Here is a 19,204-nt window from a genome sequence, read left to right as displayed (position 1 = left end):
TTATTTTGTCAACCCAAAAGAAGCTCGGAATCCCTTCAGGCGAGGGCCTGTTCGACGTCGGACCACAGGTCCTCGACGTCCTCGATGCCGACGGACATCCGCACCAGACCGGGTGCTATCCCGGCCGCGCCGAGCGCCGCCTCGTCCAGCTCCCGGTGGGAGGTGGAGGCGGGGTGCGTCACGAGGGTCTCCACGCCGCCCAGCGAGAGCGCGAGCTTCGCCACCCGTACGCGCTCGATGAAGGCCCGGCCGGCCTCCCGGCCGCCGGCGAGCTCGAAGGAGAGCAGCCCGCCGCCGCCCGAGAGCACCTTCCGGGCCCGCTCGTACGAGGGGTGGCCGGCGCGCAGGGGGTAGTGGACGGCCGTGACGTCACCGCGGGACTCGCCCCGGGACTCTCCCCGGGCTGCGAGCCGCTCGGCGAGCACGGCCGCGTTGGCGCAGTGCTCGCGCATCCGCAGCGGCAGGGTGGGTATCCCGCGCAGGGTCAGCCAGGCGGCGAACGGGTCGGCGCAGGCGCCGAGTTCGACGGTCCGGGGCCAGACGCGGCGCCGTAGCCCGTCGTCCGCGAAGACGGCGGCGCCGCCGAGGACGTCCGAATGCCCCGAGAGGTACTTGGTGGTGGAGTGGACGACGATGTCGGCGCCCAGCTCCAGCGGGCGGCACAGCACGGGCGAGGCGAGCGAGTTGTCGACGAGGCTCGTCACGCCCGCCGCGCGGGCGGCGGCGAGCAGCCCGGGCAGGTCGGGGACCTGCCCGGTGGGGTTGGCGATGGTCTCCAGGACGAGGAGCCGGGTGGCGGGGTGCACGGCGGCCGCCTCCAGCTCGGCCGGGTCGTCGCCGGAGATCCGGACGACCTCGATCCCGTACCGCTCGGCCAGGTCGGAGAGGACGGCGTGGGTGCCCCCGTACAGACAGCGCTGGGCCACGACGCGGTCGCCGGGCCGCAGGAGCGCCAGCAGGACGCCACTGAGGGCCCCCATCCCGGAGGCGAAGGCGAGGGCCCCGGCGCCGCCCTCCAGGCCGGCGAGGGTCTGCTCCAGGGCCCGTACGGTCGGGTTGCCGCGGCGGCTGTAGACGTACCGCCCGTCGGGGTCGGCCATCGCGTCGGCGAGCTCGGCGGCGGAGTCGAAGGCGAAGGCGGAGGACTGCACGAGGGGCACGGAGAGCGGCCAACTACCGGTAAGAAACGGCTCGTTGACGACGTGTACGGCGCGGGTGTTCAGTTCCATTGCGGGCTCCTCCGGAATCTCGGGGTACGGGAAAGGGGCCGCCCGACGTCCGGTGACGGACATCGGGCGGCCCCTGGGGTCCTGCGGGTCAGGCGGAGACCTTCTCGCCCTGCGGGGCGGGCGCGGCGGCCTCGGCGGCGACGGCCTTGTCGCTCTTCATGACGAGGAGGGTGATCACACCGCCGACGGCGGCGATGATCGCGGCGCCGATGAAGGCGGCCGAGAACCCGTCGGTGAGGGCGGGCAGGTTGCCGAGCTGGTCGGCCCCCTGGGACATGGCGACGGCGGTCAGCGCGGCGAGACCGAGCGCGGAGCCGACGTTGTAGGTGGTGTTGACGATGCCGGAGGCGAGACCGGCCTGCTCCTGCGGGGCGCCGGACATGGCGGCGATCATCGCCGGGATGTAGGCGAGGGACATGCCGAGCGCGGCGACGAGCGAGGCCGGCAGGACGTCGACGACGAAGGTGCCGGTCGGCGGGACGGCCGCGAGCCAGACCAGACCGGCCGCGAGGACGAGGAGACCGATGCCGATGAGCGGCTTGGCCCCGAACTTCATCATGAGCCGGGCGGTGATGGCCGTCATGAAGATCATGAGGAGGACGGTCATCGGGAGCAGCGCGGCACCGGAGGCGAAGGCGCCGTAGCCCAGGACCTGCTGGAGGTAGAGGTTGAGGAAGTACCACATCGGGATCCAGGCGGCGCCGAGCAGCGTCATCGCGAGGTTGGCGGAGCCGAGGCGCGGGACCCGCCAGACGCTGAGCGGCATGAGCGGCTCGCGGATGCTCTTCTGGATCACGAAGAAGAGGATCAGCAGGGCTGCGGCGCCGACCAGTTCGAGGATGGTGGCGGTGGCGCCCCAGCCGACCTCGGGGGCCCGGACCACGGCGAAGACGGCGAGCGCGAGACCGGCGGTGACGGCGACGGCGCCGAGGACGTCGACGGAGCCGCGGCGGGACTCGACGTTCGGGAGGAGCTTGGTGGCGGCGAGGGTCGCCAGGCCGATCGGGATGTAGATGATGAAGACCCACTGCCAGGCGGCCCACTCGGTGAAGACGCCGCCGAGGAAGACGCCCGCGGTGCCGCCGGCGGGGGCCGCGGCGCCGTAGAGCGCCATGGCCTTCCCGAGCTCCTTCGGGTCGTGCATGAAGAGCATCATCAGCAGGGTCATGGCGGCGGGCGCGATGAGCGCGCCGCCGACGCCCTGGACGGCGCGGCCGGCGATCTCGACCCAGGCGGTCTGCGCGGCGGCGGCGAGGATCGAGCCGACGATCATGATCGCCCAGCCGGCGACGAAGATCCTGCGGGCCCCGATGAGGTCGGAGAGGCGTCCGCCGAGGAGCAGCAGGCCGCCGAAGACGATGACGTAGGCGTTGAAGACCCACTGGAGCTCACCCTGCGTGAAGCCCAGGTCCTTCTGCATCTCGGGGAGTGCGACCCCGATGATCGAGGTGTCCATGATGACCATGAACTGTGCGGCGGCGAGCACGACAAGTGCCCACCAGCGCCGGGGATTGACGGTTGACATTGCCCTGACCCTTCGCTCGCTACCAGCCCCGAGTCACCCCCGAGGCATACCCCTAGGGGGTACCTTCGCGGAGCACCGTAACATACCCATGGGGGGTATGTAAGGGTGAGTGGGGAGCGCGAAGGGCGACACGGGGGAAGCGGCCGTTCCGGCCCGCGCGCCCGACGTCCGCCGGGCAGAATGCCCCCATGACCGCCGAGGAACACCCCGAGCTGCTGCAGCGCTGGAACGCCACCCTGCGCGCCGCCCGCGCCGGCCACGAGGGCCCCGACCCCACCCCGTACGGCCGGAACCTGCTGTCCCGCTGGGCCGAACCGCAGCGCCGCTACCACACGGTCGACCACCTGCGGGCGGTCCTCGACCGCATCGACGAACTCGCCGACCAGGGCGGGGAGGGCGGCGAGCTGGAACTCGTACGGCTGGCCGCCTGGTTCCACGACGCGGTCTACCGCCCGGACCGCTCCGAGAACGAGGAGCGCTCGGCGACCCTGGCCGAAAAAGCCCTCACCGAAGCAGGCCTGACAGAGCACGAGGTCCGGGAGGTGGCCCGCCTCGTCCGCCTGACGATCTCCCACGACCCGCCCGAGGGCGACCTGAACGGCGAGACCCTCTGCGACGCGGACCTCGCGATCCTGGCCACCGACCCGGATACCTACAGGGGGTATACGGCGGCGGTCCGCGAGGAGTACGCCTTCGTCCCGGACCCGGCCTTCCGCGAAGGCCGCGCCACCATCCTCCGCCACCTCCTCACCCTCCCCCGCCTCTTCCACACGCCGTACGGGGCGGCTGTCTGGGAGGAGAGGGCGCGGGAGAACATGGAACGGGAGCTCAAGGAACTGGCGGGACCGACGGGACCGACGGAGCCGACGGAGCCGACGGAGCCGACGGGCGGCGCCTGACCCGGCCCCGGAAAGAGGTGCGGACGTCGACGTGCCTTCGGGGCCGTTAGGCCGTTAGGGGTGTCGCGGACGCATTCGGCGTCCCGGCCGGAAGGATGCCCCATGCCCACGAAGCGCGTCACCCGTCGTCTGCTGGTGCTGTCCGCCACGGCGGCGACCTGCACGGGCGCCCTGAGCGTTCCGGCCGTGGCGAGCACGAACGTTCTGGCCGTCGGGAACGCCGCCCACGACACCACGATGATCAACAAGAACCAGGACGTCACGGCGGTCGGTGAGACCGCCTACAGCGGCGGGCTGGGGAACGGTCTCGTCCAGCTGCCGGTGGACCACCCCGCCAACCGCGGTGGTGGCGGCAGCCTGCTCTTCTCGGACCGTGCGCTGAAGACCGAGGTCACCGCGGTGGTCTGGGAGCGATGAGCGACCGGGGGTTGAGGGGAATCCTGGCCAGGATGTGGACGCCGACCCTGGTCAGGAGGCGTCTCCGGCAGGACGCCTCGGCGGCCGGCCTGGCCTCGGGGGCCGTGTCCGGGGCGGTGCACGGCAGCGATCCGGTCAACGGCCACCATGTGCTCGAACAGGTCGTACGACTGCCGGTCAGCACGTGGCGGTACCACTGGGACCCTCCGCACGTACGCCACCTGGGGCCCATGGCGCAGGACTGGTGGAAGGCGTTCGGGGTGGGGGAGAACGACAGGACGATCTGCTGCACCGATGCCAACGGCGTGGCCCTCGTCGCCATTCAGGCCCTGCACCGGGAACTGACCGAGCTACGGGACGAAGTCGCGGCCCTGCGAGCCCAGAGTCCACCGACGCACCACCCCGGAGGCCCCGGAGCGACCGACTCGGGGTGAAGGGGCAGGCCCGGTACCTACACCGGACCGCGTCCCAGGACACGATCGAGCGCTGCCCGGCCCGCGGGTCCCCAGGTCGGTTTGCCGCCGGGAAGGCCCCGATCCCCGCTCCGGCCCATGAGTACGAGGAACAGGCTTTTCAGGGCGGCCAGCCCGCGGGCGCGCCGGATCGTCGCCTCGTCCGCACGCGCGTACGCGTCGAAGAACCGTGCGGCGGCGCCCGCGGGAAGGATCACCCACGCGGCAGCGAGGTCCCACGCCGGATCGCCGGCGAACATGTCACCGAAGTCGATCACGCCCGAGAGCGTCCCGTCCGAGACGACGACGTTCGCGGGGTGAAGGTCACCGTGCACCCACAGCGGCGGGCCCTCCCACCCGGGGGCCGCGACGGCATCGGCCCAGACGGCCCGGATGTCGTCGGCGATGCCGTCGGGTGCGACCTCCCGAAAGAAGTGGTCGAAGCCGTCCGTGCACTCCCTGGGGTGAGCGCCACGGTCCGAACCGGCCGGCGCCTCGGCGGGCGCCTCCACGTGGAGTGCCCTGAGGAAGCCCGCCAGAGCGTCGGCCGCGTGGTCGCCACGGCTGATCGAGGTGGAGTCCAGCGGCTCGCCGGGAACCCACGTCATGACGGCCCAGGGCTTCGGAAAGCGCGCGGACGGTTCACCGACCCGCACAGGGACCGGGACCGGGAGCGGCAGGCGCGGGGCCAGCACAGGCAGCCACCGGCACTCCTTGCGCTGGAGCTCCGGAGCACGTTCCGTACGCGGCATGCGCACGGCCAACTCGTCTCCGAGGCGCCACTGTTGGTTGTCCCATCCGCCCGCCACCTCACGGACGGCCAGCCCCGCGAAGTCCGGATGCTGCTCCCGCAGCAGGGCGCGGACCAGGTCTGCGGTGATCTCGATCTCGACATCGGTCATGCGACGCCACGGTACGGGGAGGCAGGCCGTCCCGCCCTGCGGCCGGGCCCGGGACGACCCGAAGTCCCCGTCTCGCGTGGCGATTTCGGGCGCGGCCCGGGAGCGGCAGGCCGTATCGTCCAGCCGACGTTCCGTACGCACCCACGGGGGGAAACCATGACCACCGACACCACCGCCGTCACCGTCATCGCACGACTCAAAGCCGCGCCCGGCAAGGAGCAGGCCGTGCGGGAGCAGGCGCTCGCGCTGGTCGGGCCGACGCTCGCCGAGCCGGGGTGCCTGTCGTACCGGCCGTACGAGGACCCGGTCGAGCCCGGTTCCTGGATCATCGTCGAGGAGTGGGCGGACCGGGACGCCTTCGAAGCGCATCTGAAGAGCCCGCACCTCGCGGCGGCGATGGCGGCCGGCCCGGAGCTCCTCAGCGGACCGCCGGAGGAGACGGTGCTCGTACGGGTCGACTGACGGTCGCGCGGAGGGAACGGCGCTCGTACGGGTCGACTGACGGTCGCGCGGAGGGAACGGTGCTCGTACGGGTCGGCTGGCGGTCACGCGGAGGGAACGGCGCTCGTACGGGTCGACCGACGGTCACACGGAGAGAGCAACGCTCGTACGGGTCGGCCGACGGTCACGCGGAGGGGCCGTTACTCCGCCGGGCGGCCCTTCGGGCGTCGGAGGCCCGCGTCCGTGAGGCGGCGGAGGAGTTCCTTGGAGCCGACCTCGACCGCGCCGCCCGCCACCGCGTCCGCGTACCGCTCGGACGGGATGTCGTAGTGGTCCCGCTCGAAGGCCCGGGGCGGGGCGCCTATCGAGGCGGCGAAGGCGTGCAGCTCCTCGAAGGAGACGTCGCTGACCAGGTGCGACCACATGCGGCCATGGCCCGGCCAGGTCGGCGGGTCGATGTAGAGGCTCACGTCAGGCCGCCCACCGGCGCGATCACCACTCCCTGTTTGCCGCAGACCCAGTGCGGGTCCGGGCCCAGCTCCGGCTCCACGTCGAGGGCGTGCGGGGCGCCCGAGGCGCAGACCGGGCAGAGCGGCCAGCGTCCGTACCGTTCGAGCAGGGCGTCCTGGACGTCCTGGGCGACGAGGCCCGCGACGTACGTCACGCCCTCGGGCCACTGCTCGACCCACCAGCGCCGGTGGGTCACCGCGTCCTCCACCATCGACACGACCTCGGCGGCGGCCACCTCTCGGGCCACCAGGTCGGCCAGTACCAGCGCGCGAGCGGCGTGGAGCGCCTGCTCCACGGGGTCGATCTCGTCCATGCCCTCATTGTCACCCGCCGCGGCGGAAGGTCGAAGGTCCCGTCCGTTTTCGGACCGATGGGGTCTTGTCGGCCCACCGGGCCGAAAGTATCTTTCAGGTGTGACCAATGACGTGAAGGAAAGTTTCACGGGTGACGCGCAGCCCGCGCCCCTCGCTCCCCCCGCTCCCGCCGCCCTCGCGGCCAAGGTGCGGACCCTCGCGCCCTCCATGACCCGCTCGATGCAGCGGGTCGCCGAAGCCGTCGCCGGAGACCCGGCCGGCTGCGCCGCCCTCACGGTCACCGGCCTCGCCGAGCTCACCGGCACCAGCGAGGCGACCGTCGTCCGCACCGCCCGGCTCCTCGGCTACCCCGGCTACCGCGACCTGCGCCTCGCCCTCGCCGGCCTCGCCGCCCAGCAGCAGTCCGGCCGCGCGCCCTCCGTCACCGCCGACATCGCCGTCGACGACCCGATCGCCGACGTCGTCGCCAAGCTCGCCTACGACGAGCAGCAGACCCTCGCCGACACCGCCGCCGGACTCGACACCGTCCAGCTCGGCGCAGCCGTCGCCGCCCTCGCCACCGCCCGCCGCATCGACATCTACGGCGTCGGCGCCTCCGGCCTCGTCGCCCAGGACCTCGGCCAGAAACTGCTCCGCATCGGCCTGATCGCCCACGCCCACAGCGACCCGCACCTCGCCGTCACCAACGCCGTACAGCTCCGCTCCGGCGACGTCGCCATCGCCATCACCCACTCCGGCTCCACCGGCGACGTCATAGAACCGCTGCGGGTCGCCTTCGACCACGGCGCCACCACGGTCGCGATCACCGGCCGCCCGGACGGTCCGGTCACGCAGTACGCCGACCACATCCTGACGACCTCCACCGCCCGCGAGAGCGAACTGCGCCCCGCCGCCATGTCGTCCCGCACCAGCCAACTCCTGGTCGTGGACTGCCTGTTCACCTGCGTCACCCAGCGTACGTACGAGACGGCGGCCCCTGCCCTCGCCGCCTCGTACGAAGCACTCGCCCACCGGCACTCGCCCCGGACCCGCTGACGGCCCCGCGAGAGACCGACCGACCGCCCGCCGAGCGTCACACGTCGACCGCCAACGACGCCGACGACGTCCACGCACCGAAAGAGCCGCACATGTCCACTCCCGCCGCTTCCGCCACCTACTCCGAGCTGCGCGCCCAGCTGGCCACCCTCACCACCGAGGCGTTCCGTCCCGAGCTCGCCGAGATCGACCGGCTCCCGACCCTGGACATCGCCCGGACCATGAACGGCGAGGACCAGACCGTCCCCGCAGCCGTCGCCCGGCAGCTGCCCGCCATCGCCGCCGCGATCGACGCCACCGCCGAGCGCATGGCCCGCGGCGGCCGACTGCTCTACCTGGGCGCCGGCACGGCGGGCCGGCTCGGCGTCCTCGACGCCAGCGAGTGCCCGCCCACCTTCAACACCGACCCCTCCCAGGTCGTCGGCATGATCGCGGGCGGCCCCTCGGCCATGGTCAAGGCCGTCGAAGGCGCCGAGGACTCCAAGGAGCTCGCGGTGGAGGACCTGACCGCGCTCGGGCTGACCGCCGACGACACCGTGGTCGGCATCTCCGCCTCCGGCCGTACCCCGTACGCCATCGGCGCCGTCGAGCACGCCCGCTCCCTCGGCGCGCTCACCATCGGGCTCTCCTGCAACGCGGACAGCGCGCTCGCCGCCGCCGCCGAGCACGGCATCGAGGTCGTCCCCGGCCCCGAGCTCCTCACCGGCTCCACCCGCCTCAAGGCCGGCACCGCCCAGAAGCTCGTCCTCAACATGATCTCGACCATCACGATGATCCGCCTCGGCAAGACCTACGGAAACCTGATGGTCGACGTCCGCGCCTCCAACGAGAAGCTCCAGGCCCGCTCGCGGCGGATCGTCGCCCTGGCCACCGGCGCACCGGACGAGCAGATCGAGGCCGCCCTCACCGCCGCCGACGGCGAGGTGAAGAACGCGATCCTCATGATCCTCGCCGATGTCGACGCCCCCACGGCCGCCCGGCGGCTCACCGTCTCCCGGGGTCACCTGCGTGCGGCGCTGCACGCGACGACCACCACCTGACCCGGCCGGACCGGTACCCCCTCCCCCGCACAGCAAGGCCCACCGCACCATGAGCAATGACGACAAGAACCGCGCCATCGCCGCCGCGATCCTCCCCCTCGTCGGCGGCGCCGGGAACATCTCCTCGGTCGCCCACTGCATGACCCGCCTCCGGCTGGGACTGCGTGACCGCTCCCTCGTCCAGGACGAGACCCTCAAGGCCCTCCCGGCCGTGATGGGTGTGGTGGAGGACGACACGTACCAGATCGTCCTCGGCCCCGGCACCGTCGCCCGCGTGACCCCCGAGCTCGAAGCCCTCGTCGCCGCCGCCCCGGAGCCCGCCACCCCGGAGCCCGCCCACACCGCCGAGGACCTCGCGGCCCAGGGCGCCGCCCTCAAGGCCGCGCAGAAGCAGAAGAACGCCACCCCGTTCAAGCTGTTCCTGCGCAGGATCGCGAACATCTTCGTCCCGCTGATCCCCGCCCTCATCGGCTGCGGCATCATCGCCGGCCTCAACGGGCTGCTCATCAACCTCGGCTGGCTGCCCGGCGTCACCCCCGCCCTCGCGGCGATCGCGAGCGGCTTCATGGCCCTCATCGCGGTCTTCGTCGGCTACAACACGGCCAAGGAGTTCGGCGGTACGGCGATCCTCGGCGGCGCGGTCGCCGCGATCATCGTCTTCCCGGGCGTCGCCAAGATCGACGCCTTCGGCCAGACCCTCTCCCCCGGCCAGGGCGGTGTCCTCGGCGCACTGGGCGCGGCGGTCCTCGCCGTGTACGTGGAGAAGTGGTGCCGCCGCTGGGTACCGGAGTCCCTCGACGTCCTCGTCACCCCGACGCTGACCGTGCTGATCTCCGGGCTCGTCACCATCTTCGGCCTGATGTTCGTCGCCGGTGAGATCTCCACCGCGATCGGCGAGGGCGCCGACTGGCTCCTCGCCCACGCCGGAGCCGGAGCCGGCCTCCTGCTCGGCGGCCTCTTCCTCCCGCTCGTCATGCTCGGCCTGCACCAGGCCCTCATCCCGATCCACACCACGCTCATCGAGCAGCAGGGCTACACCGTCCTGCTCCCCATCCTCGCGATGGCGGGCGCGGGCCAGGTCGGCGCGGCCATGGCCGTCTACCTCAAGCTCCCGCGCAACGGCTCGATCCGCCGCACCATCAAGTCCGCCCTCCCCGCAGGCTTCCTGGGCGTCGGCGAGCCCCTGATCTACGGCGTCTCGCTCCCCCTGGGCCGCCCGTTCGTCACGGCCTGCGTCGGCGGCGCGTTCGGCGGTGCCTTCATCGGCTTCTTCAGCATGCTGGGCGCCTCGGTCGGCTCCACCGCGATCGGCCCCTCGGGCTGGGCGCTCTTCCCGCTCCTCGACGGGAACAGGGGTCTCGGCGAGACCATCGCGATCTACGCCGGCGGCCTCCTCGTCGGCTACGCCACCGGATTCGTCGCCACCTACTTCTGGGGCTTCAGCAAGGAACTCCTGGAGGAGTTCGACGTCGACACGGAAGCGGTCGGGACCCCTGCCGAGGCTCCGGTGGCGTCCGGAACCCCGGGCACGGCCACGCCCCCGACCCCGGAACCGGCGAAGGTCTGACACCCCGGAGGCGTACGGGAAGGGCCCGGGCGGCGACAGCCACCCGGGCCCTTCCTCCCTGTCGTCACCGGCAGAGGACGTCCTCCGACGGCCGCACGCCCTCGGTCAGGTAGCGGGTCACCGCCGCGTCACCGCACGCGTTGCCGTTGCCCAGGTAGACCCCGTGCCCACCGTGGTCGACCGAGACGAGCCGCGCCCGCTCACCGAGCGCCGCACGCATCCGCAGCCCCTTGGCGTACGGCGTCGCCGGGTCCCGCAGGTTCTGGATCATGAGGACGTCGGACGGCCCCCGGTCGGTGATGCGGACCGGCTTCTCCACGGCCCCGCCCTTCCAGAAGGCACAGGGCGTGATGTTCGCCGTCATCCCCGCCGTCAGCGGGAACCGCTCCCGGTCCGCCGCGACGGCCCGCTCGTACGCCGGTACGGACGCGGGCCAGTCCACGTCGTTGCAGATCACGCCCACGGTGATGGCCGCCGCGTCGTCCGGCATCGCCCCCGCGAGCTCACGCGGCAGGACCGGCTCGCCCTGCGGGTCGAGGGCCTCGGTCACGAGCTGCGTGAAGGCCGGGAAGGCCCCGTCGGAGTAGAGCGCGAGCTGGAGCGCCTGCAGCAGCATGGACCCCGTGAGCGGGGGCCCGGGCGTCACGGGCGCGCCCGGCGCACCGGGCACCACCGAGGCGTGCGGCTCCCGGTCGAGCCGGGCCGCCAGCTCCATGATCACCGCCCGTACGTCCTCGGGCCGCTCCGCGAGCCGCAGCCCCTCGGCCGCCCGGTCCGGGTGCGCCGCGTAGGCCGCGAAGTCGGGGAACCGGTCCTCGGCGCCCCACGCCATGCCCTCCAGCCAGCCCCGGGCCACCTGCTTCGGGTCCGGGTCGCTGCTGCTGTCGAGGACCCAGCGGTCGGTCCGGTGCGGGTACTTCTCCGCGTACGCGGCCGCCACGTACGTCCCGTACGACACGCTCCACGCCGACAGCTTCCGCTCGCCGAGCGCCTGCCGCAGCCGCTCCATGTCCCGCACCTGGTTGGCCGTCGTCAGCCCGCGCAGCATGGCGCCGCCGTTACGGGCACAGGCCTCGGCGATCCGCTTCGACCGGGCGACGTTCTCCTCGATGCCGCCGTCGGCGTCCGGCCACGACCGCAGCGTCATCATCCACCGGTCGCCCTCGTCGAGCCCGCACCGCGCCTTGGCGGAGCCGCCGATCCCGCGCGGGTCGAACGCCACCAGGTCGTACGCCCCGTCCATCTCCTTCGCCAGGGCGGCGCCCTTCTGCCCCAGCCGCTGCACCCCGGAGCTGCCGGGCCCGCCCGGAATCACCATCAGGGTGCCGCGCCGTGCCTCGGGCCGGGTGCTGGGCAGGCGGGAGACGGCGAGCTGGATCTGCTCCCCGTCGGGCCGGGCGTAGTCGAGGGGTACGGAGAGCGTGGCGCAGCGCTGCCCGGGCAGCGGCTTCACCGCCGGCGAGCAGTCCCCCCAGTTCAGCCCGGCCCCCACCGCGGCGGCAGCGGCGGCGGCACCGCTCCCGGAGAGGGCGACACCGGCGACGGCGGCGGTGGAGAGGGCGAGCAGCAGGGCCTTGCGTCCACGGTTCGTTGTCATGCGCACAGCCTCGCGGAACGGCCCCGCGCCCCCCATCCGGCAGACCGGCGGGTCCAGGGTGGGGCCAACCCCAGGGCGTCCGGCTCTGGTTGGCTTGAGGCATGAGCGCACACGAGGTGTACGGGACCCACCCGGAGTACATCGCCGAGGTCCTGGGCCTCCTGGGAAAGGACGTCCTGCTCCTCTCGTACGAGGAGCAGCGGCGGTTCGCCTCGGTGAGCCTCAACCGCTTCGGGGCCATCGGCTCCGCCCGGCTGGACTGGCGCGGGGCGGAGGTCGTCGAGCGGTGCGACGGTTTCGACGGGGAGGCACTGGCGTCCCTCCTCGGCGTGCACGCCGGACCCGACGAGCTCGTGGTCGTCTTCTGGGACAACCTCGTGGTCCCGTCGATCGCCCTGCCGGCGTCCCTGGCGGCGCGCCACGCCGAGGCGATCCTCGGGGGGTGCTACGCCTGCTGGTTCCTCCTCACGGACAGCGGGATGCTGATCGAGTTCCAGGACGGGGAAGGCCTGACGGCGGGAAGGCCACCGGCCGACGGGGCGGGTGGGACCGACGGGGCCCCCGGCTGACGGGGGCCACCGGCCAACGCAGCCGACAGCGACCGGCATCACCCGACACCCCGGCAGCGACCGGCATCACCCGACACCCGACAGCGACCGGCATCACCGGCATCACCCGATACCCGTCAGCGGACGGACACCCCGCCGACACGGGAACCCGTTGGCACCGATGCCGCCGCCGGGAGATCATCCCGGCCATGACCACCATCACCACCACCGGTTCGACCGCCTCGCCCCACGCTTCCTCCTCGGGCACCTGGACCCTCGGCGGTGAACTCACCGTCAACCGCGTCGGCTTCGGCGCCATGCGGCTGCCCCAGATCGGCGAGGCCCTCGTCGAGAACGCCGTCCCCAGGGACCGCGACAGCGCGATCGCCGTCCTGCGCAAGGCCGTCGAGCTCGGGGTGAACCACATCGACACGGCGGCCTTCTACTTCTCGCCGCTCCGCTCCGCGAACGAGCTGATCAACAGCGCCCTCGGCGGCCCCTACCCCGACGACCTGGTCATCGCGACCAAGGTCGGCCCGGGCCGGGACCGGGCCGGCGGGTGGCTCCCCCACGCCACCACCCCCGCCCGACTGCGCGCCCAGGTCGAGGAGAACCTGCGCCAGCTCGGCCGCGACCACCTCGACGTCGTCAACCTCCGTATCGTCGGGACCGATTCGATAGCGGAACGCTTCGGCGCCCTCGCCGAGCTCCGCGAGGCCGGCCTCATCCGCCACCTCGGGCTCTCCAACATCACCCCTGCCCACCTCGCCGAGGCCCAGGCCATCGCCCCCGTCGTCTGCGTACAGAACATGTACGGGATCGGCGTCCGCCCCGAGTACGAGGACTTCGTCCGGCTCTGCGGCGAGCAGGGCATCGCCTTCGTCCCCTTCTACGCGATCGCCGCCGCCGGCCGCGAGACCGGAGCGACCGCCCCCGAGAGCTCCGAGGTCCTCGCCGTCGCGAAGGCCCACGGCGCGAGCGCCGCCCAGGTCCGCATCGCCTGGACCCTCCACCAGGGTCCCCATCTGCTCGCCATCCCCGGCACCGGCGACCCCGCCCACCTCGCTGCCAACGTCGAGGCGGGTGCCCTCCGCCTGACCCCCGAGGACCTGGCCCTCCTGAACGACCTCCACCGCACGCCTGAGGCGGTCTGACCGACACGGTCGGACGGCTGAAGAAGAACCTCGCGGAACGCGAAGGGCCCGGCCGTACGGCCGGGCCCTCGGTGCGAATCGATCAGGTGCCAGGAGGCAGGAGGCAAGGGTCAGGGATCAGTACAGACCCTTGAAGCCGTTCCAGCCGCCGGAGCCGATCATGACGCCGGCGACGTAGAGGCCGGTGCCGGTGCTCTTGTACGCGAACAGCCGGCCCGCCGTGTCGCGGGCGAGGAGATCCGCGCGTCCGTCACCGGACAGGTCGCCGACGCCGACCAGGGAGGAGAACGCGCTCCATCCGCCACCGAGCTTGACGCGGGCCGACACACCGCCGGTGGCCGTGCCGTAGTACCGCCACATCACGCCGTACGCGTCCACGCCGAGCAGGTCGCCCCGTCCGTCGCCGTTGAGGTCCCCGGCGCCGACGATCTTCTTGTACGGCTTCCAGTTCACGCCGATCCGGACCCGGGCCTTGAGCCGGTGGTCCGCCGTGCCCGCGTAGAAGTAGACGTCGCCGCTGGACGCCTGGCGGGCGATCAGGTCGGCGTACCCGTCGCCGTTGACGTCGCCGGAGGACGTCAGGACGTCGTACGGGCCCCAGCCGGCGCTGACGAGCGTGTACGGCGAGGAGGCGGAGACCACCTTGTCGCAGCCGGGCCGGTAGGCCCGCAGCTGGTCCCCGACGCGTACGTACACGTCGGCGCAGCGGTCGCCGTTCAGGTCGCCCATGGGGATGAACACCGAGGTCGTCGCGAACTTCGTTCCCGTGCCGGCGATCCGCCCCGAGAGCGTGCCGGTACCGGTCCCCCGGTACATCGAGACCAGGCCGGCCGTGTCCATCACCACCAGGTCGCCGAACCCGTCGCTCCCGGCGAGGTCCCGCCGGACGGCGGCGCCGCCACTCACGGCGACGGCCCCGGTCACCGACAGGTCGGCGCCCTGGGCGTCCGCCGCCTTCGCGGTCAACGTCCAGGTGTACGCACCGTTGGCGACGAGCTTCCCGACGGCGTCCTTCCCGTCCCAGGACGGAGCGACGAGACCCCGGGCCTCACCCCCGGTCAGCGTCCGGACGACCTTGCCGGTCGCCTTGTGCTTGAGCGACAGGGTCCAGGAGGCGGCGGGCTTGGAGAGCCACCAGCGGGGCTTCCAGGGGGCGGACTTGAGGTTGGCGGCGGGGGTGTCGTAGTCGATGGCGGTCAGGCGGGTGGTGGCGCCGCCGAGGCCGGAGACGTGGACCTTCCGCAGGGAGTCGACGAACGCGACGGCCCCGCCGAAGCGGTCGACCGTCCAGACCTCGTTCTCATCCTGGACGTTGTCGTAGGCGAGGACGCCGAGTTCACGGTCCTCCGGCTCACCGGAACGGACGTCGGTCGCCGTCAGCGTGTACCCGTAGGTGCCGTAGGAGGCGTGGGCGAGGAAGCCGTCGCCCAGCCGGGGCTCGCCGTTGGACGGGACCCAGACGTCGACCGAGACCTTCTTCTCGCGGTCGTACACCGCCGCGTCCGTCGAACCCGACGAGCAGCGCGAGTAGATCCACCTGCCGACGACCTGGAGGGAGAAGGGCCGGCAGTCCGTCCCGAGGTCGAGCGTCTCGACGGTCGCACCCGTCCGCAGGTCGATCGCGGAGACGGTGTCGTCCGTCGCGGACGCCGTCCAGAGCCGGCCTCCCCACAGCGCCTGACCGGTGCCGGCGGCGGAGTCCCGGAGGATCTTCCCCGTCTCGATGTCCGCGACGATCGAGCGCGTCCCGGAGTCCGTGGTCCCGCGGAAGTGCGCATGGCGACCCGAGACGCCGTAGAGGAAGGCCGACTGAAGCTTGCCCGCGTAGGCGAGCGTGACCGTGCGCGTGGTCCCCGCGGATCCGGGCGTGGTCACACGCGCCTGGACGGCGCAGTCGGAGCACGACGGCTGCCCGCCGGACGCCGGGCGGTTCACCACGTCCAGGGTGACCAGGCGGCCGTCCCCGGTGTCGTGCCACCACGCCCCGGCGGAGCCCGACGAATTGAGGATCGACGGGCAGTTCGCGGCGGTGCCGGACAGCCCGTCGCAGGTCCAGGCCTGCGACGGCGTGTGCGCGCCGGCAAGGGACAGGCCGAATCCCCGGAGGGTGTGGGTGCCCGCACGCGTCTCCGTCACGACCCTGCCGTTGGCCATGGTCACAGCGGTGTACGGGACGGTCGGGGGAGCGGCCAGGGCCTGGGAGGTGACCGGGGCCCCGTCGGCTCCCGGGGAGACGCGTCGCACGCCCCAATGGGCGTAATCGGTGCCGCCCATGAGGTACAGGGCGCCGTCCGCGCCGGTCTCGACGCCCGCGCCCGACGGGGTGACGATGCCGAGGTCCCGCGTGTCACCCCCGGCGATCGGCGTGGCGACGACCGGGACGGTCGTGAACTCGTACCCGTCGACCGGCCCGTCGTAGTGGCCGACGATCCAGTCGCCGACGACGCCGAGCCGCGCGCCGACGTCGTCCCGGTCGTTCGGGAGCTTCACGGTCCGGCCCGGGTCGCCCTGGTCCGTGCGGGAGACGACGAACGCCCGGTCCGTGCCCGACTCGTCGTACACGACGATCCAGTCGGCGCTGAGGACCGTACGGGCGTTGCTCATGGCGAACGGCACCGTGGGCACGGGTGTGAGCGTGCCCGTGGCGAAGTCGAGCATCGCGTTGTGCCGGGAGGTGGCGTCGGCGTAGGTGATGAGCGCGCCGGCGTCGTCGTGGCTGATGATGCCGGGCGCGTCGACGGCACCCGGCACGAGCACGTCCAGGTCGGCGGGGGCGTCCGGGCCGTAGCCCAGCAGGTGCACGACGCCGCCGTCGTTCCCGAACTCGGTGGTGATCAGCCGGTCCGCCGCGACATCGGGGGACCGCTGCTCGGACCCGATGGCCCAGGAGTAGCTGGCGCCGCTCCCGAAGTCGTGGACGGTGACCTCGTCCCCGAAGCTGGAGAGGCAGGCGACCCTGTCTCCGTGGATGATCGGGTCGGAGGAGGGGCACACCGGACCGTGGGCGACACGCCCGTCCTCCAGGCTCTGCCAGGAGGGGTGAGCGATCTCCCCGTCGCGCATCAGCAGGACACCGGTGCCGGCCCCGACGAGTCGGGTGTCGGGCGTTCCTGCGGGGTCCGCCGGTGCGGCGATCGTGACGTCGTACGGCGTGTCGGACGCGGACGCGGCCGTGGCCGCGGGTGCGGTGGTGGCCGTCAGGCCGGTGATGCCAAGGGCCGCGCTCAGCGCGAGCGCGACGGCTCTTCGGACGGACAAGTACGTGTGTCCCCTCGTACGGGAGTGGAGCCTGAAGGCGGGAACGACACGGGAGGGTGGCACGACGAGCAGGCAGGACAGGGCGGAGTGGACCGCGCGGGCCGGGGGCCGGCGGGACCCCCCCTGTCGGCAGCTGGATCGTACATTCACTCGATTCAACCGCGCCAGAAACATCCGCCGGCGAAGCCCGGGAAGGCCTCTTCCCGGGCCTGGGAGCGGGCGCGCAGGGGTCCGCGGGCGGGATCCGTCCCCGGGGTCCACGACACCGCCCAGAGCCCGCGCGCGGCTCGCACAACAGATCCACACACCGCCTCTGACCTGGGCTTTTATCGCTCCCGGCTCTATTCTGGAGATCGATTCGGAGGGGGATCCACATGGACCTGAACAACCGTGACATCCGCACGGTCGAGGACGTACTGCGCCTGCTCGACGGGCTGTTCGCGCCCGGTGCCGACCGGTGGACCGAGGGTGGGGCCGACTGGTGGGACGGGTTCTACGCCGACCGGGACAAGCCGGTGCCGTTCTTCGTCGCGAAGCCGGACGAGAACCTGGTGTCGTACGTCGAGCGGGGCCTGCTCCCGGCCGGCGGGCGGGCGCTCGACCTCGGGTGCGGGCCCGGGCGGAACAGCCTGTACCTCGCGTCGCTCGGGTACGAGGTGGACGCCGTCGACCTCTCCGCGACCGCGATCGGCTGGGCGGAGGAGCGCACCCGCGAGGCCGGTGCGCGGGGCGTGCGATTCGTGCACGGCGACGCCTTCGCCGCACCCCTGGACGGCCCGTACGACCTCGTCTACGACTCCGGCTGCTTCCACCACCTGCCCCCGCACCGCCGCGTCAGCTACCTCGCGCTCCTCGACCGGGTCCTCGCGCCCGGCGGGCACTTCGCGCTCACCGCGTTCGCCGCCGGGGAGGGCGGCATGGGTTCGGAGCTGCCGGACGCCGAGTTCTACCGGCAGGGGAAGCTGGACGGCGGACTCGCCTACACCGACGCGGAGTTGCGCACGATCTTCGCCGGCCTGACGGAGCTCGACCTCCGCCGGATGCGCGACGAGCCCGCCGCGTCGCCGAGCTTCGGGGAGTCCTTCCTCTGGACGGCCCTCTTCCGTCGCTGACCCCGCGTCACCATTCAAGATCATCAAGGGTCAGAATGACCCGTATGTCGATGACGAACACACCGAAGACGGCAGCGATCGCCGACGCCGAATCGATCAGTCGCTCGCTGGCCCGCGCCTTCGGCGACGACCCGATGATGCGCTTCTTCTTCCCCGACGACGCCTCCCGCGAGCACGCGCTGAACCGGTACTTCAGCACGCTCTTCACCCGGCAGTACGCCCACAACGCCGTCTGCGAACTCACCGACGCCGCAGCGGCGTTCTGGGTGCCGGCGGAGGCCGCGGACAAGGCCGCTCCCGACGCGGAGACCATCCGGGAACTGATGGCCATCCTCGGCGACCGCGCCGGACTGTTCGGCGAGGCCGTCGGGGCGTCCCTCGCGCACACGCCGAAGGAGCCGCACTGGTTCCTGGCCGTGATCGGCGCCGACCCCGCCGCCCAGGGCCAGGGCCACGGCGCCGCCCTGCTGCGCTCGGGCCTCGCCAAGGCCGACGCGGCGGGCCTGCCCGTCTACCTGGAGTCCTCCAAGGAGGACAACCTCCCCTTCTACGCGCACTTCGGATTCACCGTGCGCGAGGAGCTGAGCCTCCCCGGCGGCGGCCCCGCCCTCTGGTCGATGTGGCGCGAGGCCCGCGCGTAGGGCCTGCCCTGGGACCTGTCAGCTCGCGCCCAGCGATCCCAGGTGGTCCGCGAGGCGGTCGTACTGTTCCCGTACGCCCGTCTCCATGCCCGCCGCCAGCGCCTGGTCCCGAATCTCGTTCGAGGGCCAGACCGAGACGCTGGTCAGGGCCGTCCCGCCGTCCGGGGTCGCGTCGAAGGTCAGGGTGACCCGGACCGCGCCCGTGTCCGGCATCTGCTCGAAGACCTCCGTGTAGTCGAGCCGCTCGACCGGGACGATCTCCTCGTACGTACCGGAGAAGACGATCTCCTGACCGTCCGGGGCGGTCTGGCCCCACCGCCAGGCGCCGCCCACCCGGAGATCGATGTCGACGACCGTCGTGGTCAGCCCGGAGACCCCGTACCACGCGCGGACGTGCTCGGGGCGGGTCCAGGCTTCCCAGAGCAGGCGCGGCGGGGCGTCGAAGGTCCGAGTGATGACCAGCTCGCGATCGGCCGGCGTCGTCAGCAGCGTGACCATGGTGCGTTCCCTTCACGAAGGGCCCATTCCAGGATCGCCCCGCCTCTCCCCCACGTCACCTGCGG

General features: G+C 72.6%; 19 protein-coding genes. 11 read left to right on the top strand and 8 right to left on the bottom strand.

Features of this window, described 5'->3' with window-relative positions; all coding sequences use genetic code 11:
• Positions 1–35: 35 nt before the first annotated feature.
• Positions 36–1,229: a PLP-dependent aspartate aminotransferase family protein gene (locus tag OG580_RS19980; protein WP_267045034.1), complete on the bottom strand. Its 1,194-nt coding sequence runs from the start codon at positions 1,227–1,229 to the stop codon at positions 36–38.
• A gap of 88 nt (positions 1,230–1,317) precedes the next feature.
• Complete coding sequence (locus OG580_RS19975) at positions 1,318–2,754, bottom strand: MFS transporter (RefSeq protein ID WP_267045033.1); 1,437 nt, start codon at positions 2,752–2,754, stop codon at positions 1,318–1,320.
• 188 nt (positions 2,755–2,942) lie between these two features.
• Between OG580_RS19975 and OG580_RS19970 the strand changes: the two genes are divergently transcribed.
• The 3 genes from OG580_RS19970 to OG580_RS19960 all read left to right on the top strand — a co-directional run bounded on the left by OG580_RS19970 (position 2,943) and on the right by OG580_RS19960 (position 4,504).
• Positions 2,943–3,653 carry a hypothetical protein gene (locus OG580_RS19970; RefSeq protein WP_267045032.1) on the top strand — a complete coding sequence of 237 codons (711 nt, stop codon included), beginning with the start codon at positions 2,943–2,945 and terminating at the stop codon, positions 3,651–3,653.
• Positions 3,654–3,755: 102 nt separating this feature from the next.
• Entirely contained in the window at positions 3,756–4,070 is a 315-nt protein-coding gene (locus OG580_RS19965; protein ID WP_267045031.1) for a hypothetical protein, read from the top strand.
• 32 nt (positions 4,071–4,102) lie between these two features.
• Positions 4,103–4,504: a tail fiber domain-containing protein gene (locus OG580_RS19960; RefSeq protein WP_267045030.1), complete on the top strand. Its 402-nt coding sequence runs from the start codon at positions 4,103–4,105 to the stop codon at positions 4,502–4,504.
• Between the two features lie 17 nt (positions 4,505–4,521).
• Here OG580_RS19960 and OG580_RS19955 read toward each other — a convergent pair whose 3' ends face one another.
• Positions 4,522–5,424 (bottom strand): aminoglycoside phosphotransferase family protein, encoded by a 903-nt coding sequence (locus OG580_RS19955; protein ID WP_267045029.1) that lies wholly within the window; start codon positions 5,422–5,424, stop codon positions 4,522–4,524.
• A 156-nt stretch (positions 5,425–5,580) separates the two neighbouring features.
• Here OG580_RS19955 and OG580_RS19950 point away from each other — a divergent pair, with 156 nt between their 5' ends.
• Positions 5,581–5,886, top strand: a complete 306-nt coding sequence (locus OG580_RS19950) for a putative quinol monooxygenase (protein ID WP_267045028.1) — start codon at positions 5,581–5,583, stop codon at positions 5,884–5,886.
• Positions 5,887–6,065: 179 nt separating this feature from the next.
• Here OG580_RS19950 and OG580_RS19945 read toward each other — a convergent pair whose 3' ends face one another.
• Together OG580_RS19945 and OG580_RS19940 are read right to left on the bottom strand one after the other, a co-directional pair.
• Positions 6,066–6,335 (bottom strand): DUF4031 domain-containing protein, encoded by a 270-nt coding sequence (locus OG580_RS19945; protein ID WP_267045027.1) that lies wholly within the window; start codon positions 6,333–6,335, stop codon positions 6,066–6,068.
• Entirely contained in the window at positions 6,332–6,688 is a 357-nt protein-coding gene (locus OG580_RS19940; protein ID WP_267045026.1) for a hypothetical protein, read from the bottom strand. Before OG580_RS19940 ends, OG580_RS19945 begins: the two co-directional genes overlap by 4 nt.
• Before the next feature lie 100 nt (positions 6,689–6,788).
• Between OG580_RS19940 and OG580_RS19935 the strand changes: the two genes are divergently transcribed.
• From OG580_RS19935 to OG580_RS19925, 3 genes are all read left to right on the top strand, one after another.
• The gene (locus OG580_RS19935; RefSeq protein ID WP_267045025.1) at positions 6,789–7,724 is read left to right on the top strand and encodes a MurR/RpiR family transcriptional regulator; all 936 of its coding nucleotides are present in this window, start codon (positions 6,789–6,791) and stop codon (positions 7,722–7,724) included.
• A gap of 92 nt (positions 7,725–7,816) precedes the next feature.
• Complete coding sequence (gene murQ, locus OG580_RS19930; RefSeq protein ID WP_267045024.1) at positions 7,817–8,764, top strand: N-acetylmuramic acid 6-phosphate etherase; 948 nt, start codon at positions 7,817–7,819, stop codon at positions 8,762–8,764.
• 49 nt (positions 8,765–8,813) lie between these two features.
• Positions 8,814–10,331, top strand: a complete 1,518-nt coding sequence (locus OG580_RS19925; RefSeq protein WP_267045023.1) for a PTS transporter subunit EIIC — start codon at positions 8,814–8,816, stop codon at positions 10,329–10,331.
• A 64-nt stretch (positions 10,332–10,395) separates the two neighbouring features.
• Here the strand turns inward: OG580_RS19925 and OG580_RS19920 are convergent, their stop codons facing one another.
• A complete protein-coding gene (locus tag OG580_RS19920; RefSeq protein ID WP_267045022.1) occupies positions 10,396–11,928 on the bottom strand; it encodes an alpha/beta hydrolase in 1,533 nt (510 codons plus the stop codon).
• A 101-nt stretch (positions 11,929–12,029) separates the two neighbouring features.
• Between OG580_RS19920 and OG580_RS19915 the strand changes: the two genes are divergently transcribed.
• Together OG580_RS19915 and OG580_RS19910 are read left to right on the top strand one after the other, a co-directional pair.
• The gene (locus OG580_RS19915; protein ID WP_267045021.1) at positions 12,030–12,497 is read left to right on the top strand and encodes a hypothetical protein; all 468 of its coding nucleotides are present in this window, start codon (positions 12,030–12,032) and stop codon (positions 12,495–12,497) included.
• Between the two features lie 188 nt (positions 12,498–12,685).
• Positions 12,686–13,630: an aldo/keto reductase gene (locus OG580_RS19910; protein ID WP_267045020.1), complete on the top strand. Its 945-nt coding sequence runs from the start codon at positions 12,686–12,688 to the stop codon at positions 13,628–13,630.
• A gap of 117 nt (positions 13,631–13,747) precedes the next feature.
• On the opposite strand, the gene OG580_RS19905 is transcribed toward OG580_RS19910, so the two are convergent.
• Positions 13,748–16,888, bottom strand: a complete 3,141-nt coding sequence (locus tag OG580_RS19905) for an FG-GAP-like repeat-containing protein (RefSeq protein ID WP_267045019.1) — start codon at positions 16,886–16,888, stop codon at positions 13,748–13,750.
• Positions 16,889–17,262: 374 nt separating this feature from the next.
• Between OG580_RS19905 and OG580_RS19900 the strand changes: the two genes are divergently transcribed.
• Together OG580_RS19900 and OG580_RS19895 are read left to right on the top strand one after the other, a co-directional pair.
• Positions 17,263–18,000, top strand: coding sequence for a class I SAM-dependent methyltransferase (locus tag OG580_RS19900; RefSeq protein ID WP_267045018.1), 738 nt, complete (start codon positions 17,263–17,265; stop codon positions 17,998–18,000).
• A gap of 35 nt (positions 18,001–18,035) precedes the next feature.
• On the top strand, positions 18,036–18,641 hold the full coding sequence (locus OG580_RS19895) for a GNAT family N-acetyltransferase (protein WP_267045017.1): 606 nt from the start codon (positions 18,036–18,038) through the stop codon (positions 18,639–18,641).
• Between the two features lie 18 nt (positions 18,642–18,659).
• On the opposite strand, the gene OG580_RS19890 is transcribed toward OG580_RS19895, so the two are convergent.
• Positions 18,660–19,139, bottom strand: a complete 480-nt coding sequence (locus tag OG580_RS19890) for an SRPBCC family protein (protein WP_267045016.1) — start codon at positions 19,137–19,139, stop codon at positions 18,660–18,662.
• Positions 19,140–19,204 lie beyond the last annotated feature (65 nt).

Source organism: Streptomyces sp. NBC_00094 (genome assembly GCF_026343125.1).
Taxonomy (GTDB): domain Bacteria; phylum Actinomycetota; class Actinomycetes; order Streptomycetales; family Streptomycetaceae; genus Streptomyces.
Note: the sequence above shows the minus strand (reverse complement) of the source record. Positions and strands in the feature narration are given on the sequence as shown.

Excerpts from the sequence above, each read along its gene's own strand:
- OG580_RS19970 (WP_267045032.1), top strand. The coding sequence starts at position 2,943 with ATGACCGCCGAGGAACACCCCGAGCTGCTGCAGCGCTGGAACGCCACC.
- OG580_RS19965 (WP_267045031.1), top strand. The coding sequence starts at position 3,756 with ATGCCCACGAAGCGCGTCACCCGTCGTCTGCTGGTGCTGTCCGCCACG.
- OG580_RS19890 (WP_267045016.1), bottom strand. The coding sequence starts at position 19,139 with ATGGTCACGCTGCTGACGACGCCGGCCGATCGCGAGCTGGTCATCACT.
- OG580_RS19895 (WP_267045017.1), top strand. The coding sequence starts at position 18,036 with ATGACCCGTATGTCGATGACGAACACACCGAAGACGGCAGCGATCGCC.
- OG580_RS19900 (WP_267045018.1), top strand. The coding sequence starts at position 17,263 with ATGGACCTGAACAACCGTGACATCCGCACGGTCGAGGACGTACTGCGC.
- OG580_RS19955 (WP_267045029.1), bottom strand. The coding sequence starts at position 5,424 with ATGACCGATGTCGAGATCGAGATCACCGCAGACCTGGTCCGCGCCCTG.
- OG580_RS19910 (WP_267045020.1), top strand. The coding sequence starts at position 12,686 with ATGACCACCATCACCACCACCGGTTCGACCGCCTCGCCCCACGCTTCC.
- OG580_RS19960 (WP_267045030.1), top strand. The coding sequence starts at position 4,103 with ATGTGGACGCCGACCCTGGTCAGGAGGCGTCTCCGGCAGGACGCCTCG.
- OG580_RS19915 (WP_267045021.1), top strand. The coding sequence starts at position 12,030 with ATGAGCGCACACGAGGTGTACGGGACCCACCCGGAGTACATCGCCGAG.
- OG580_RS19940 (WP_267045026.1), bottom strand. The coding sequence starts at position 6,688 with ATGGACGAGATCGACCCCGTGGAGCAGGCGCTCCACGCCGCTCGCGCG.
- OG580_RS19920 (WP_267045022.1), bottom strand. The coding sequence starts at position 11,928 with ATGACAACGAACCGTGGACGCAAGGCCCTGCTGCTCGCCCTCTCCACC.
- murQ (WP_267045024.1), top strand. The coding sequence starts at position 7,817 with ATGTCCACTCCCGCCGCTTCCGCCACCTACTCCGAGCTGCGCGCCCAG.
- OG580_RS19925 (WP_267045023.1), top strand. The coding sequence starts at position 8,814 with ATGAGCAATGACGACAAGAACCGCGCCATCGCCGCCGCGATCCTCCCC.
- OG580_RS19975 (WP_267045033.1), bottom strand. The coding sequence starts at position 2,754 with ATGTCAACCGTCAATCCCCGGCGCTGGTGGGCACTTGTCGTGCTCGCC.
- OG580_RS19980 (WP_267045034.1), bottom strand. The coding sequence starts at position 1,229 with ATGGAACTGAACACCCGCGCCGTACACGTCGTCAACGAGCCGTTTCTT.
- OG580_RS19950 (WP_267045028.1), top strand. The coding sequence starts at position 5,581 with ATGACCACCGACACCACCGCCGTCACCGTCATCGCACGACTCAAAGCC.